The sequence below is a fragment of the Vibrio sp. D401a genome (assembly GCF_030248515.1).
GTDB lineage: Bacteria > Pseudomonadota > Gammaproteobacteria > Enterobacterales > Vibrionaceae > Vibrio > Vibrio rotiferianus.
In genome coordinates, this window is sequence record NZ_JAHGAI010000002.1 from 14,999 (window position 1) to 29,452 (window position 14,454).

Genomic DNA, 14,454 nt, shown 5'->3' on the forward strand with positions numbered 1-14,454 from the left:
TCTAAAATGTGAGCGCAAACGATTAAATATGATTTATATGTAAACCGCTGAAATAAAGCGGTTTTTGTGTTTTCTTAACAGGATTGCTGACCAATTCCTCACTTAGTATAAGAAAGGAATATGAGACTCAGCGATAAATGTTGCTACAAACCTTTTTATACCGATTTCGGAACAACCGCTGCCAAATATCTCAGCAATGCCCCTATTCGCAGTTGCTCGGTTTGCGCAAGACCCTAAGCGTATGGTTGTCTTCACTACGGTATTTACAGTAGCTCGATACAGGACATCATTTATGGCCACTATTAAAGACGTTGCTCGCTTAGCCGGCGTTTCTACCACTACGGTTTCGCACGTAATTAATAAAACTCGCTTTGTTGCAGAAGCAACTCAAGAAAAAGTAATGAAAGCGGTGGATGAACTTAATTACGCACCAAGTGCCGTTGCGCGCAGTTTAAAGTGCAACTCAACTCGTACCATCGGTATGCTAGTAACTCAATCTACCAACCTGTTCTTCTCTGAAGTGATCGATGGTGTTGAGAGCTACTGTTACCGTCAAGGTTACACTCTTATCCTATGTAACACGGGCGGTATTTACGAGAAGCAACGTGACTACATCCGCATGCTCGCTGAAAAGCGTGTAGATGGCATTCTAGTAATGTGTTCTGACCTGACGGAAGAACTAAAAGAGATGCTTGATCGTCACTCAGACATACCTAAAGTTGTGATGGACTGGGGTCCAGAAAGCTCACAAGCAGACAAGATCATTGATAACTCAGAAGAAGGCGGTTACATCGCGACAAAATATCTGATCGACAATGGTCACACAGACATCGCGTGTTTAAGCGGTCACTTCGAAAAAGCTGCGTGCCAAGAGCGTATTGCGGGTTATCGCCGTGCAATGGCAGAAGCAAACCTTGCGGTTAACGAAGATTGGATTCTTGAAGGCAACTTTGAGTGTGATACCGCTGTGCTAGCGGCAGATAACATTACTGCAATGGAAAAACGCCCTACTGCAGTTTTCTGTTTCAATGACACTATGGCACTTGGCTTGATGAGCCGCCTTCAGCAGAACGGCATCAAGGTACCAGATGATGTTTCTGTTATCGGCTATGACAACATTGAGCTGGCAGAGTACTTCTCACCACCACTAACGACTATCCACCAACCAAAACGTCGTGTGGGTAAAAACGCGTTTGAGATTCTACTAGAGCGTATCAAAGATAAAGAACACGAAAAACGAGTGTTTGAAATGCAGCCAGAGATCGTGATTAGAAATACGGTTAGAAAGCTCAAGTAGTCTCTAGGTAGTACTCGTTTGCTCATCATAAAAGCACCCACATGGGTGCTTTTTTATTTCACAATTCATCCGCGGCAACGAGTTTGTATGTAAAACTTTTCATACTTGTTATTTCTTCGTGTATTCAACTCTCTAGCACTGACCTTTTTCGGGTAGACCACTTTGTTAATTTATGAAACTTAACTCACGAAAAAATAATTATTAATTGAACCGAGATCACATTTATAAGCGCAAAATGTGATATTAGTCCAATATAGCAAGTATGCTCTCAGTGTCACGCACAGGGCAAACCACTCTAAAGGGTGGGACGCAAAGCTTCCGGCCTAAACTATCGCATGAGATAGCATGGTAGCGGGGTTACCGATGGCAAGTATGCATATGACGAGTTTACCCTTTAATGACATTGTGTCTGCATGCGTTTGCTAATCTCTCGGACCTGATTTTTGGTGGCGTAATTTAAATTACACCGAGATAACACATCATGGATAAACCGATACTCAAAGACTCTATGAAGCTTTTTGAGGTGCTTGGTACGATCAAGTCACGCTCAATGTTTGGCGGCTTTGGCCTTTTTGCTGATGAAACAATGTTTGCATTAGTCGTTAACAACCAGCTTCATATCAGAGCAGATAAAAAGACATCTTCAGACTTTGAAACTCAGGGACTTAAACCTTACGTATACAAGAAGCGTGGATTTCCTGTTGTTACTAAGTACTACGCCGTTTCACCAGACCTTTGGGATACACCACAACACTTAGTGGAAGTAGCCAAAAGTTCACTCGAAACTGCAAAGCTTGAAAAAGAACAGCAAGCCAGTTCTAAACCAACGCGTTTAAAAGACCTACCGAATCTTAGACTAGCGACAGAGAGAATGCTTAAAAAAGCTGGTATTGACTCTGTCACTCAGCTCGAAGAACAAGGTGCGCTAAACGCCTATAAAGCGATCCAGGAAACGCATACCGCTTCTGTAAGCATCGAGTTACTGTGGGCCCTTGAAGGCGCTATTAACGGTACTCATTGGAGCGTTGTTCCTCAGTCTCGCCGAGAAGAGCTAATTAACCACCTCTCATAATACAAGTTTGAGCTCCAGGTATTCATAAACCGCAGTTTTACACTGCGGTTTTTTTTTGAAATTTTTTCTCACTCCATTCTGTCTTATTATCTAAGAAGCAGAAATGGAATGATAGATATGAATAAGAAACTGATTTTAGGACTGATCCTACTCGCGACGATTATCTTTTTAGGTGTGAATTTTGGTCAATATCTAACCCTAGAAAATGCCAAGGCGCAGCAAGAGGCGTTGAATGCTTTTATTAGCCAAAACTTCGTATTTGCTGCAGCAACGTATTTCTTTGCGTATATAGCTATCACCGCTTTCTCCATTCCCGGAGCTGCCGTAGTAACGCTTCTGGGTGCTGCTCTATTTGGTTTCTGGACCAGTCTCTTATTGGTTTCTTTTGCCAGCACTATTGGTGCGACCATTGCTTTCCTTAGCAGCCGTTACTTACTGCGAGAGTGGGTACAAGGCAAGTTTGGTAATAAGCTAGGTGCGATAAACGAAGGCGTTGAGAAAGACGGCTCGTTTTATCTCTTCTCACTACGTCTTATTCCCGTCTTCCCATTTTTCCTTATCAACTTGCTGATGGGTTTGACACCAATGACCATTGCACGATTCTACCTCACTAGCCAAGTTGGTATGTTGCCAGGTACAGCAGTTTATCTGAACGCTGGTACTCAATTAGCCACCATAGATAGTCTTTCTGGCATTGTGTCACCCACCGTACTTGCGTCATTTGCCTTACTTGGTTTGTTTCCAATCATTGCCAAATGGGTTATGAGTAAGATTCGCCCAACTCAAGTTCAGCAAAATGGAAACGCTCAATGAAAATCTTCATAGCGAGAAACCCAGCTGAAGCTCACATAGTCTGTGAGCTTCTCAAGACCGAGAAAATTGGCTGTGAAGTTCGAGGTGAAGGAATGTTTGGGCTAAAGGGAGAATTGCCGTTTGGTGACGATACAGACCCCTATATTTGGCTTTTACACCCAGAGCAACAGTTAAAAGCTGCTGCTATTGTTGAAGATTACCAAAAACAAGCAAATCAGACTTATCGAGATTGGCGGTGTCCAAAATGTTCAGAGATAAATGAGGGGCAGTTTGGTGCGTGTTGGCAATGCGGGTATCAAATCGGGGAGCAGTGATATATCCCCTATTTTTTCTATTGCTTTGACCTAGCGTTGCGTTAAGCAGCTAAACTTTGCTGCTTAATGAACTCGATGGAATGTTGGTTAAAATCATCTGGTCTTTCTACATTGCATACGTGGCCACAATCGGGGATTTCGCGTAATACACTCTGCTTATGCACTGCGACCATCTCCTTAACTGGCTTGATGAACATATAGTCCCGATCACCCATTAAATACAGCGTCGGAATCGGGAGTTCACGATCCTTAAAATATTTCATCAACGGGTTAACGTCTGCGGCCAAGATAAACCATCGCTTGAACTCTTTTTGGCACAACTTTTTCGCTTCACGGATAAATAGATGACGCGACTCACGCTGATTTTTCTGTGGCATCACAATATAGGCAAACAACTTATACAGCCACATGTAAGGCAAAATGTGTTTGCCTAAATTACCCAATTTCACCAGAATTTGTGAACGCGTGTTCAAACGTGTCACCGCACCACCAAGCACCATAGAACGAACACGCTCAGAAGCAAGCTCCGCGAGGTTACGGACGATGATCGTTCCAAGTGACATACCAACAAAATGTGCAGATTGGATTTTCAAGTGATCCAACACTTTTAGAATGTCTTGCGTTACCTCCGTAAAGGTGTAGCGACTTGTCATCAATTCTTTGATTAACTGGTTTGACTTTCCATGTCCTCGAAGGTCAATTAAGAGCAAATTAAAATGTTCTTTATAAGCCTTAAGTTGCTTGAACCATATTGAAGAACTGCCACCAGCACCATGCACGAAAACGACCCACTCATTACTGGTAGGGTGTAAATAGGTTTTATGGAATAGAAGTGGCTGAGTCATTTATCAGTCTGGAAAACGTTCTGTATAAAAAGAGTGAGTAAATCGTACCACACTCTATAAGGGCAAGGTAATAAAGGCACCTCATTCGGTGCCTTTAGTTACATTTTTTAAAAATTTTGCGTTAATTTAACGCAGACCTATACAACTGCAAATATTCTTCTGCGGCTTTATGCCAGCAGAAATCCCTTTGCATCGCATGAAGCTGAACACGCTTTACTTCGTTCGGACTCTGTGCGTAGAGCAATAGAGCTCTTAGCATAGTCAGCAGCAATGCTTGCGGTGTCGGCTCATAGAACACAAAACCTGTGGCTTCTTCAATGTCCACATCGTAGTCATTAACGCTATCTTTCAAGCCACCAACCCCACGAACGATAGGCAAGGTGCCATAAGCCATACTGTAGATCTGATTCAAACCACAAGGTTCAAACTCTGAAGGCATCAGGAAGAAATCAGAACCAGCCTCAACAAGGTGTGCGAGTTCATTATCGTATGCTTCCACAAAAACAAACTTATTTGCAAACTGCGCTGCGACTTCTTTCAATTGAGCGGCAAGAATAGGGTCTCCCGTTCCCACCACCACGACTTGAACATCGTGTTTCAGAAAGTCTGCCAATACTGGTAGCAAATAATGCACACCCTTTTGCTGCGTTAGGCGGCACACCATACCAAACATCGCGCAATCTGACGCACCAAGCCCCAACTTATCTTGTAGGGCTTTCTTACAGGTATTCTTACCACGCACCATACTTTGCCGATTCGCTTTGTAGTTCAGTGGTAAACTAGGATCTGTTTCCGGATTCCATGCACTGTAATCGCAGCCATTTAGAATGCCCACTAAATCATCAGCACGTTGTTGAAACTCCCATGCCATGCCATGGCTACCGAGTTCAGTCTTAAGCTCTTCTGCATAAGTCGGACTTACTGCATTGATTTTATCTGCGTTCATCACGCCTGCTTTGAGCATGGTGATGTGTGTCGCACTTACCGCTGCGTCTGATACGTTTCGACTATGAAATTCAGGGAGGCACTGAACATCATCGTAACTAAATACCCCTTTAAATACCGCATTATGAATCGAGATTACACTGCGAGTATTTGCAAAAAAGGCGTCGTCGCCATAACGATGTTTGAGTAGGAATGGAACTAAGCCCGTATGCCAATCATTAGCGTGTACGATGTCTGGTTGAAAGCCTAGCTTTGGTAACATATCAAGGCAAGCAGCACTAAAAAATGCAAAACGTTCGCCATTGTCTGAATAAGCTTGGTTATTCTCCGCATACATAGAAGGACGATTGAAATACGGCGGACAATCAATTAAGTAAACCAGATTGTCCCCAAGCATCAGTTTTAGAACTCGATAAGCAGTATGAGGCCAACTCGTTAGTTCTGTCTCTAGAACCGTCTCAGCTTCTGACAGTTGCTCTATACCGGTATAAGCTGGAATAGAAATTCGTACATCTTGCTGAAGATTTTGAAGGGCTTCCGGCAGTGCCTTGGCTACATCAGCCAAGCCACCACTTTTAATCAGTCCTTCGACTTCAGACGCTACAAACAGAACAGACAAATTGTTAGTAGCCAACACGTGCTCCTTTTGGAATTACAACAATGCCATCATCTGACACATGGTAGTGTTTCTTATCTTCTTGTAGATTTACCCCAATTTGTGTACCTGGAGCAATATCTGCGTCTTTGTCGACAATCACGCGACGAAGCACACAACCTTCCCCGACTTTCACATCGCCCAACAAAATACACTGGCTAATGTCACACGCTGAAGCAATGTTGCTGCGGAATCCAAGTACTGACTTTTCAATACGTGAACCACGCACGTAGCTGCCGTTACATACCAAGCTGTCGATGATCTGCACTCGACCATTAACAGAGTCAGTAAAGGTCGCCGGTGGCAATGGTGGGTAATAAGTATGCAGTGGCCACTTTCGGTTGTATAGAGAGAACGGAGCGTCTTTCTCGAGAAGATCCATATGAGCTTGCCAGTACGCATCAATCGTACCTACATCGCGCCAGTAAACTTCTTCTTTCTCGCCAGTGATGCGGTTAGTACTGAAGTCATAAACAAACACATCGCCACGTGGGAACATCTTAGGAATGATGTCTTTGCCAAAATCATGCGTTGAAGCTTCATTGTCAGCATCTTCAATCAGTTCAGCGAACAAGGTCTGAGCTTCGAATACATAGTTCCCCATAGATACAAGTGCATGCTCTGGATCACCTGGGATAGATTTCGGACTTTCTGGTTTTTCTTCAAAACCGATCATACGCCCTTCCGCATCCACTTCTATCACTCCAAACTGGGATGCTTCCGAAAGTGGCATACGTAATGCGGAAACCGTTAACGAAGCTTCTTTCTCTTCGTGGAAAGCCAACATCTGTTTGATGTCCATTTTATAGATATGATCTGAACCAAAAATACATACCTGATCAGGCTCAGCCAACTCCATAAAACGCAGGTTTTGGTAGATAGCATCTGCTGTACCTTCATACCAACGCTTACCCGTACGCATCTGGGCAGGGATCGGGTCAATAAAACGATCTGTGATGCCATTGATGTTCCATCCCTTTTTCATGTGATGGAATAAAGATTGAGATTTAAATTGAGTAAGGACGTAAATGCGCATCAAATCCGCATTCACGAAGTTGTTCAAAGCGAAATCAATAAGTCGGTAACTTCCGCCAAAAGGGACCGAAGGTTTACTGCGGGATTCCGTTAAAGGCCTCAGACGAGAGCCTTCACCGCCAGCAAGAATCATTCCCAAAACACCAGCCATTCGTTGTTCTCCATATAGTTATAGCTTGGATTTCCATATCCACTCGATCATGATAAGCCTCAGGGGTAATCGAGCGGATACCTTATAGTATCTACTCCACCAACTCTAACCGTGAGTTAGCGAGCAAAATTAAGCTATTGTGCTTTCCTTTCTACTGCCGTATTTATTCGGTTTGTTTTTATACTAATTGGCAGCAATCGGTTGCACTTATTAGGTATTAAATTATCGAATTGGAATTAAATTACAATTTTAAATATGCCATTCTGTGTCGCGTACAGAGGTTACTTGCTCAAGACGATAATTCGGTCACACTAAGCAACGCAATCGTTTACATCATGAAAACAATTTACACACAGCAAGCGTACAAATAGGTGTGTTTAATAAAAATACGGCGTCTTGATGAAAGCTCTATGACAATCAAAAATTGAAGGGTTTTGAAAATAAAAAAGGCAGCTTGTTAGCTGCCTTTGTCGTTATAGAATCGAATTACTTCGCTTTTTTACGCTTATCAGTGATATCCCACTTGCCTTCGTTATAAAGAGCGGTCCACCCACTTGGTTTTCCGTTTTCTTCAGAACGCACATAGTTCTCCTTAGTTTTACGACTAAATCGAACTACAGCTGGGCGACCATCCGGATCTTCCTGCGGTGCTGTTGCTAAATATTTGAACTTTTCAGGCAAACGTTCTTCAAAACGCGCCAGTTCAGATACCAGCGGAGCACGAGTTTCACGTGATTTAGGGAAGTTACTTGCTGCCATAAACAGGCCAGAAGCACCATCACGTAGAACAAAGTACGCATCTGAGTTTTCGCATGGCAGTTCAGGGAAATGAACTGGATCTTCTTTCGGAGGCGCAACTTCGCCATTCTTCAGAATCTTACGAGTGTTCTTACACGTCTCACTCGTACAGTCCATGTATTTACCAAAGCGACCGTTCTTAAGCACCATGTCAGAGCCACACTTGTCACACTCAACAACTGGGCCATCATAGCCTTTCACTTTGAACTCGCCGTGTTCAACGATGTAGCCTTCACAGTTCGGGTTGTTACCACAAACGTGCATCTTACGCTTATCGTCGATCAGGTACGCATCCATCGCCGTTTCACAGATAGGACAACGCTTCTTCGCGCGCAGCGCTGCAGTTTCTACATCTTCTTCTAGAACATTGATGATGCCATCTTCATCACCCAAGTTAATCGTTGTCTTACAACGCTCTTTAGGTGGTAATGCATAACCAGAACAGCCCAGGAATACACCCGTAGATGCAGTACGGATACCCATTGGACGGCTACAAGTCGGACACTCGATGTCTGTCATCACGATGTGATTCAGCTTCATGCCGCCTTCGTTTTCGTCCTGTTCCGCTTTCTCAAGATCGCCAGTGAAGTCGGTGAAGAAATTGTCTAGGACATCTTTCCACATCACGTCGCCTTCTGCGATTTGGTCAAGCTTCTGTTCCATACGAGCTGTGAAGTCGTAGTTCATTAGGTCGTTAAAGCTGTCATCTAGGCGGTCTGTAACGATCTCGCCCATCTTCTCTGCGTAGAAACGACGCTGCTCAACTTTCACATAGCCGCGATCTTGGATCGTAGAGATGATAGAAGCGTAAGTTGAAGGACGACCAATGCCGCGCTTCTCAAGCTCTTTAACCAATGCCGCTTCTGTAAAACGTGCAGGTGGCTTAGTAAAGTGCTGTTTAGGCTCTAGTGACTCTAGGTCTAGCTTTTCGCCTAACTGAACGGCTGGAAGAATCGTATCTTCGTTTTTACCCATTGGGCGTTGTACGCGAGTCCAACCGTCAAACTTGAGGATACGGCCTTTCGCTTTTAGCGTGTATTCTGCCGCCTTCACACTGATTGTCGTTGAATCGTATTCTGCTGGCGTCATTTGACAGGCAACGAACTGATTCCAGATCAATGAATAAAGTTTGTGTGCGTCCGCATCAACACCTTGTAGGTCTTCTGATTTCACAGAAACATCTGAAGGACGAATCGCTTCGTGCGCTTCTTGTGCGCCCTCTTTGCTACCGTACGTTAGCGGTTTAGCAGGAAGGTACTTGTCTCCATACTCAGAGCCGATGAATCCACGAACCGCATCTACTGCTTCCGCACTCAAGTTGGTTGAGTCAGTACGCATATAGGTGATGTAACCCGCTTCATACAAACGCTGCGCGAGCATCATTGTCTTCTTAACGCCGTAGCCAAGACGAGTACTTGCCGCTTGTTGCAGTGTTGAAGTGATGTACGGTGCAGACGGCTTACTCTTTGTTGGGCGGTCTTCACGCTTACAAACTTCGTAGCTCGCTTTTTCCAGTACTGAAAGCGCTGCTTTGGTCTCTGTCTCGTTGACAGGCTTAAACGCAACGCCATCTTTTTGCGCAACAAGAAGTTTGAATGCAGTCTTGTCTTTAGTGTGCGTATTTGCGTTGATATCCCAGAATTCTTCTGGAATAAAAGCATTAATCTCACGCTCGCGCTCAACCAACAGCTTCACCGCTACCGACTGTACACGACCAGCAGACAGACCACGCGCAACTTTCTTCCATAGCAATGGAGAAACCATGAAACCTACAACGCGGTCCATGAATCGACGTGCTTGCTGTGCGTTAACACCATCCATATTTAGCTCACCAGGTGTTTGGAAAGCTTGTTGGATTGCATTCTTAGTAATCTCGTTAAAAACTACGCGTTTGTATCGCTCTTCATCGCCGCCGATGATCTCACGAAGGTGCCATGCGATTGCTTCCCCCTCGCGGTCCAAATCGGTTGCGAGATAGACGTGGTCAGCATCTTTGGCTAATTTTTGCAGTTCGCTTACAACTTTTTCTTTACCTGGAAGGATTTGGTAGTTCGCTTCCCAGTCATGATATGGGTTAATCCCCATTTTTTTGATCAAAGCTTTACGGTCTTTTTCTTTTTTGACTCGCGCTTTTTCTTCTGGGCTCATTCCTTTTGTAGAAATAGCCGCTGCTTTTTTCTCACCAGTGCTTTGACCGGCCGTAGGGAGATCACGCACGTGACCAACACTAGACTTAACAATAAAGTCTTTACCAAGGTACTTGTTTATCGTCTTTGCCTTGGCTGGTGACTCCACTATAACGAGTGATTTACCCATAACTGACTCTAACGTCCTTCATAATAATGCGGGTTAAAACTCCCAAAGGAAGCTACCCGCATAATGTTCTATTTCATTGCTTCTTTTTTTACTATTGTGCGAGATGAAAAGAAGATCAACTGCTTTTTTGAAATTCAGATCCGATTGGTTGACAATTCATCGCCTTTATACTTTGACAAGTCAGGGTTCTGCAAAAGGTCTTGAGCGGCATATACTAAGCAGGCAAAGTTTCCTCTCGCTAGTCGAATTCAATAAATTTTGTCTCTCATCACAAAATAATTTGTCATAAGCGATTAGAACGTAACCTTAAGTTATGGCAATGAAATATTGCCTATTTGCAGATGAGAATCGCTTCGCTAATTCCTCTATATTAATGTGCGATGTTCGTAAAACACGCAATCACAGTTTTTAGCCTGCAAACCCAAGACAATTGAGGGTATACTGCGCCCCATCAAGTTTCATTGAATGACGAGAGTGCTATGTCTGACAGAAAACACATTGAAGAATTTGACCTTCTTTTGATTGCAAACCAAATTATCCAAGAGCACGATGACTTTATCGAAGGGATGCGTGCAACAAGTGTTGAAGAAAAGGACGATGTTTTGGTATTTAAAGGTGAATATTTCTTGGATGAGAAAGGCCTACCGACACCGAAGACAACCGCGGTATTCAACATGTTTAAATACCTAGCGCATCATCTTTCTAAAGAATTCACATTGAATAAATAAATAATTAAAATTCAATAAAAAAGCCAGAGCACTCACTCTGGCTTTTCTCTTTCAATACGATTAATTAGCAGCTCAATGCTTTCAATTTATCGAAGTAGTCTGGGAATGTCTTTGACGTACACTTAGGATCGTTAATCGTAACTGGCGTATCACTTAGCGCCACCAGCGAAAAGCACATAGCCATGCGGTGATCATCGTAGGTATCAATCGCAGCATGCGTAAGCTGTGATACTGGCTTCACGATGATGTAATCTTCACCCTCTTCCACCTCTGCGCCAACTTTACGAAGCTCTGTCGCCATTGCAGATAGACGGTCAGTCTCTTTTACACGCCAGTTGTATACATTACGAATAGCGGTGGTACCTTCAGCAAACAGCGCAGTCGTCGCAATGGTCATTGCCGCATCTGGGATATGGTTGTAATCCATATCGATGCCTTTCAATTGGCCAACACGAGAAATGACGTAATCATCGCCCCATTCGATTTCTGCACCCATTTTTTCAAGCGCATCAGCGAATTGAATATCACCCTGAATACTATTTTTACCAATACCAGTGACTTTAACTTCACCACCTTTGATCGCTGCGGCAGCCAAGAAGTAAGAAGCCGATGACGCATCACCTTCCACCAAGAAATCACCCGGAGCGACATATTGCTGGCCAGCAGGAATCACGAACTCTTGGTAATCATTGTTAATCACTTCCACACCAAACTGCTTCATGATGTGCAACGTGATATCGATGTAAGGTTTAGAAACCAACTCACCTTCGATATTGATACGAATTTCACCTTCAGCCAACGGTGCTGACATAAGAAATGCGGTAAGGAATTGGCTAGAGATTGAACCATCAATAGATACAGAGCCAGACTTAAGTCCCGTTCCTATGATTCTTAGTGGTGGATAATTTTCGCTCTCTAGGTAAGTTACATCTGCACCCGCTGCTTTCAACGCAGTAACTAGATGACCAATTGGGCGTTCTTTCATGCGAGGCTCGCCGGTAAGAACATACTCACCTTCACCTAAACATAGAGCAGCTGCAAGTGGACGCATCGCTGTACCTGCATTGCCTAGAAAAAGCTCAACTGGTTCAGAAACAGAAAAAGGTCGGCCAAGACCTTCTACGACACATTCCGTTTTGTCTTCAGACAATTTGTATTGAACGCCAAGCTTAGTCAGCGCGTTCAACATATGTCGAATATCATCGCTGTCGAGAAGGTTGGTCAAACGAGTGGTGCCTTTTGCTAGTGCAGCAAGAAGCAAAGCTCGGTTGGAAACGCTTTTTGACCCAGGAAGGTTCACTTCCCCTTGAATTTTATTGATAGGTTGTAACGTTAGGCTTTCCATTAAAAGTTGATAATCCTTTGTGCTCTCAACTTAACCGTTTTTGAGAGCTAAACAATTCTTCGTAAATTCAGACTAACGAAAAAACCGCCACAAAACCAGAGCAAACCTAAGCTATTTTTTGAATAATTAATCAGCCTTGCTTTTGTAGCGCAAACGTTGGCTTAATAGGCAATGTCGACTCTAACGCCATCATCAAAGTACAAGATTCGAACATCATCACCTCGGGAAAACAACATAGTATTATCAACGTCTTGTATTACGTTGATAAGTTTGTTGCCATCAACTTTGATCAGCAGCTCTACCAACTTGTATTCCACGGTATATTCGTAATTGCCGCGATTTCTGACTACCGCAGCGCCAGCAAGCGCACCAACTGCAGTCGCTACTTCTTTGCCCGTACCACCACCAAATTGGTTACCAACTAAACCACCGATGGTAGCCCCGAGCAATGTTTCCCAGCCGTTACTTTGTGACTGTTTTATCTCTTGCTGCGTTATGTATCGCACAGAATCAACTTTACCATACACGACTTGATTCACGGGTTTTGCTACATTTCTTTCATAAGCTGCATTGGCGAAAAATGGCAAAAACAGTATGATCCATGCCCATCGTTTTATATTAAATATTACTCCGCTCATAATAAGCTCCTATAGGCTCTGATGTTGGTAATTTTATCTTTATGGCTATCTATCTAACTGAACTTGGTGATTCGCTCTCATTTCCATCACCTTACGAAGCATTGAGCGATCCAAACGGTTTGCTCGCTTTTGGTGGTGACCTGAATCCTGAACGTATTCTTAATGGCTACCATCAAGGTATTTTCCCTTGGTATGGTCCCGGAGAGCCGATTCTTTGGTGGAGCCCATCACCGCGCGCTGTATTTGATCCTTTGACATTTAAGCCTTCCAAAAGCTTAAAAAAGTTTCAGCGTAAACAACAGTATAAAGTAACAATAAACAACGCAACTGAACGCGTCATTCAGCTATGCTCTTCAACTCGCCCAGCAGAAGAAACTTGGCTCAATGAAGAGATGCAAACTTCATATATTGAGCTAGCAAAACGCGGCCATTGCCACTCTGTAGAAGTATGGCACGATGAGAAGTTAATTGGCGGTTTATACGGTATTAGCGTAGGGCAACTTTTTTGTGGTGAATCAATGTTCAGCCTTAAAGACAACGCCTCCAAAATTGCATTGTGGTATTTATGCGAACATTTGGCGTCAAGCCAGGGTCAATTGATCGATTGCCAGGTAATGAACCCGCATCTTAAGTCACTTGGAGCAATTGAAATTGAACGTGACGAGTTCGTCCAAAAACTACTATCTTTAAGAGACAAGAAAACCAATCTGGGAACATTCGAACCACAAACTCTTCAAGGCGTCGTATCATGAGCACGGATCTGCAACAAATTCGTATCGGTTTAACGAACAATCATCCATGCAGCTACTTACCAGAGCGTGAAGAGCGCGTGGCCGTTGCGCTTGATGCTAGTCTACACAACGAACAGAACTATCAGATTTTGATGGCCAATGGGTTCCGTCGCAGCGGTGACACGATTTATAAGCCTCATTGTGAAAACTGTAATGCTTGCCAGCCCATTCGTATCGCAGTGCAGGATTTTGTCGCCTCAAAGAGTCAAAAGCGGTTACTCAAGAAAGGCCAAACTTTTTATTGGGAAATGAAAAGTAAACTCGACGATGGTTGGTTTGAACTCTACAGCCATTACATTTGCCAAAGGCACAAAAATGGAACCATGTACCCCCCAAAAGAAGATGAGTTTGAACGATTTGCTCAAACGACATGGTTAACCACTGGGTTCCTTCATATTTATGACGAAAGTCATCGCTTATTAGCCGTTGCTGTTACCGATATAATGGAGCATTGTGCAAGCGCATTTTATACCTTCTTTGATCCTGACTTTCCTTTATCTCTTGGTACATTAGCCGTACTGTTTCAATTGGAGTACTGTCAAAAACAGAGTAAAGATTGGTTATATTTGGGCTATCAGATCGATGAATGTCCAGCGATGAACTACAAAACTCGCTTTCAACGACACCAAAGGCTAGTAAATCAGCGTTGGCAAGGGTAGAATACGCCCCAACTTTACATAATTACTGTTTAGCGGCAAAATAAGCGCGCTA

General features: G+C 43.6%; 13 protein-coding genes and 1 riboswitch. Of the genes, 7 read left to right on the plus strand and 6 right to left on the minus strand.

Features of this window, described 5'->3' with window-relative positions; genetic code table 11:
* Positions 1–292: 292 nt before the first annotated feature.
* The 4 genes from purR to KIV41_RS02380 all read left to right on the plus strand — a co-directional run bounded on the left by purR (position 293) and on the right by KIV41_RS02380 (position 3,496).
* Positions 293–1,297, plus strand: a complete 1,005-nt coding sequence (purR, locus tag KIV41_RS02365; RefSeq protein WP_010447231.1) for an HTH-type transcriptional repressor PurR — start codon at positions 293–295, stop codon at positions 1,295–1,297.
* Positions 1,298–1,571: 274 nt separating this feature from the next.
* A riboswitch (cyclic di-GMP riboswitch) is annotated at positions 1,572–1,662 on the plus strand.
* A gap of 116 nt (positions 1,663–1,778) precedes the next feature.
* Positions 1,779–2,369, plus strand: a complete 591-nt coding sequence (locus tag KIV41_RS02370) for a TfoX/Sxy family DNA transformation protein (protein ID WP_010447229.1) — start codon at positions 1,779–1,781, stop codon at positions 2,367–2,369.
* A 117-nt stretch (positions 2,370–2,486) separates the two neighbouring features.
* Positions 2,487–3,182: a TVP38/TMEM64 family protein gene (locus tag KIV41_RS02375; protein WP_010447227.1), complete on the plus strand. Its 696-nt coding sequence runs from the start codon at positions 2,487–2,489 to the stop codon at positions 3,180–3,182.
* Positions 3,179–3,496: a putative signal transducing protein gene (locus KIV41_RS02380; RefSeq protein WP_171306177.1), complete on the plus strand. Its 318-nt coding sequence runs from the start codon at positions 3,179–3,181 to the stop codon at positions 3,494–3,496. The genes KIV41_RS02375 and KIV41_RS02380 overlap by 4 nt, the downstream gene beginning before the upstream one ends.
* A gap of 41 nt (positions 3,497–3,537) precedes the next feature.
* Here KIV41_RS02380 and KIV41_RS02385 read toward each other — a convergent pair whose 3' ends face one another.
* From KIV41_RS02385 to topA, 4 genes are all read right to left on the minus strand, one after another.
* Entirely contained in the window at positions 3,538–4,341 is an 804-nt protein-coding gene (locus KIV41_RS02385) for an alpha/beta fold hydrolase (RefSeq protein WP_038885824.1), read from the minus strand.
* A 121-nt stretch (positions 4,342–4,462) separates the two neighbouring features.
* Positions 4,463–5,920, minus strand: coding sequence for a glycogen synthase GlgA (gene glgA / locus KIV41_RS02390; RefSeq protein ID WP_252041812.1), 1,458 nt, complete (start codon positions 5,918–5,920; stop codon positions 4,463–4,465).
* Positions 5,910–7,127 (minus strand): glucose-1-phosphate adenylyltransferase, encoded by a 1,218-nt coding sequence (gene glgC, locus KIV41_RS02395; RefSeq protein WP_010447217.1) that lies wholly within the window; start codon positions 7,125–7,127, stop codon positions 5,910–5,912. The genes glgA and glgC overlap by 11 nt, the downstream gene beginning before the upstream one ends.
* A gap of 486 nt (positions 7,128–7,613) precedes the next feature.
* Positions 7,614–10,241 carry a type I DNA topoisomerase gene (gene topA, locus KIV41_RS02400; protein WP_010447216.1) on the minus strand — a complete coding sequence of 876 codons (2,628 nt, stop codon included), beginning with the start codon at positions 10,239–10,241 and terminating at the stop codon, positions 7,614–7,616.
* A gap of 479 nt (positions 10,242–10,720) precedes the next feature.
* On the opposite strand from topA, the gene KIV41_RS02405 reads away from it, so the two are divergent.
* On the plus strand, positions 10,721–10,969 hold the full coding sequence (locus tag KIV41_RS02405) for a YciN family protein (RefSeq protein ID WP_010447215.1): 249 nt from the start codon (positions 10,721–10,723) through the stop codon (positions 10,967–10,969).
* 64 nt (positions 10,970–11,033) lie between these two features.
* On the opposite strand, the gene aroA is transcribed toward KIV41_RS02405, so the two are convergent.
* Both aroA and KIV41_RS02415 read right to left on the minus strand, forming a co-directional pair.
* A complete protein-coding gene (gene aroA / locus KIV41_RS02410; RefSeq protein ID WP_010447214.1) occupies positions 11,034–12,314 on the minus strand; it encodes a 3-phosphoshikimate 1-carboxyvinyltransferase in 1,281 nt (426 codons plus the stop codon).
* A gap of 161 nt (positions 12,315–12,475) precedes the next feature.
* Entirely contained in the window at positions 12,476–12,952 is a 477-nt protein-coding gene (locus tag KIV41_RS02415; RefSeq protein WP_010447213.1) for a glycine zipper 2TM domain-containing protein, read from the minus strand.
* Between the two features lie 41 nt (positions 12,953–12,993).
* Between KIV41_RS02415 and aat the strand changes: the two genes are divergently transcribed.
* Together aat and KIV41_RS02425 are read left to right on the plus strand one after the other, a co-directional pair.
* A complete protein-coding gene (gene aat, locus KIV41_RS02420; RefSeq protein WP_285335601.1) occupies positions 12,994–13,704 on the plus strand; it encodes a leucyl/phenylalanyl-tRNA--protein transferase in 711 nt (236 codons plus the stop codon).
* Positions 13,701–14,402, plus strand: coding sequence for an arginyltransferase (locus KIV41_RS02425; protein WP_010447211.1), 702 nt, complete (start codon positions 13,701–13,703; stop codon positions 14,400–14,402). The genes aat and KIV41_RS02425 overlap by 4 nt, the downstream gene beginning before the upstream one ends.
* Positions 14,403–14,454 lie beyond the last annotated feature (52 nt).

Bases quoted from the DNA above. Each gene is read 5' to 3' on its own strand.
- topA (WP_010447216.1), bottom strand. From the start codon at position 10,241: ATGGGTAAATCACTCGTTATAGTGGAGTCACCAGCCAAGGCAAAGACG.
- aat (WP_285335601.1), top strand. From the start codon at position 12,994: ATGGCTATCTATCTAACTGAACTTGGTGATTCGCTCTCATTTCCATCA.
- KIV41_RS02375 (WP_010447227.1), top strand. From the start codon at position 2,487: ATGAATAAGAAACTGATTTTAGGACTGATCCTACTCGCGACGATTATC.
- KIV41_RS02380 (WP_171306177.1), top strand. From the start codon at position 3,179: ATGAAAATCTTCATAGCGAGAAACCCAGCTGAAGCTCACATAGTCTGT.
- KIV41_RS02370 (WP_010447229.1), top strand. From the start codon at position 1,779: ATGGATAAACCGATACTCAAAGACTCTATGAAGCTTTTTGAGGTGCTT.
- KIV41_RS02425 (WP_010447211.1), top strand. From the start codon at position 13,701: ATGAGCACGGATCTGCAACAAATTCGTATCGGTTTAACGAACAATCAT.
- KIV41_RS02415 (WP_010447213.1), bottom strand. From the start codon at position 12,952: ATGAGCGGAGTAATATTTAATATAAAACGATGGGCATGGATCATACTG.
- aroA (WP_010447214.1), bottom strand. From the start codon at position 12,314: ATGGAAAGCCTAACGTTACAACCTATCAATAAAATTCAAGGGGAAGTG.
- KIV41_RS02405 (WP_010447215.1), top strand. From the start codon at position 10,721: ATGTCTGACAGAAAACACATTGAAGAATTTGACCTTCTTTTGATTGCA.
- glgC (WP_010447217.1), bottom strand. From the start codon at position 7,127: ATGGCTGGTGTTTTGGGAATGATTCTTGCTGGCGGTGAAGGCTCTCGT.
- KIV41_RS02385 (WP_038885824.1), bottom strand. From the start codon at position 4,341: ATGACTCAGCCACTTCTATTCCATAAAACCTATTTACACCCTACCAGT.
- purR (WP_010447231.1), top strand. From the start codon at position 293: ATGGCCACTATTAAAGACGTTGCTCGCTTAGCCGGCGTTTCTACCACT.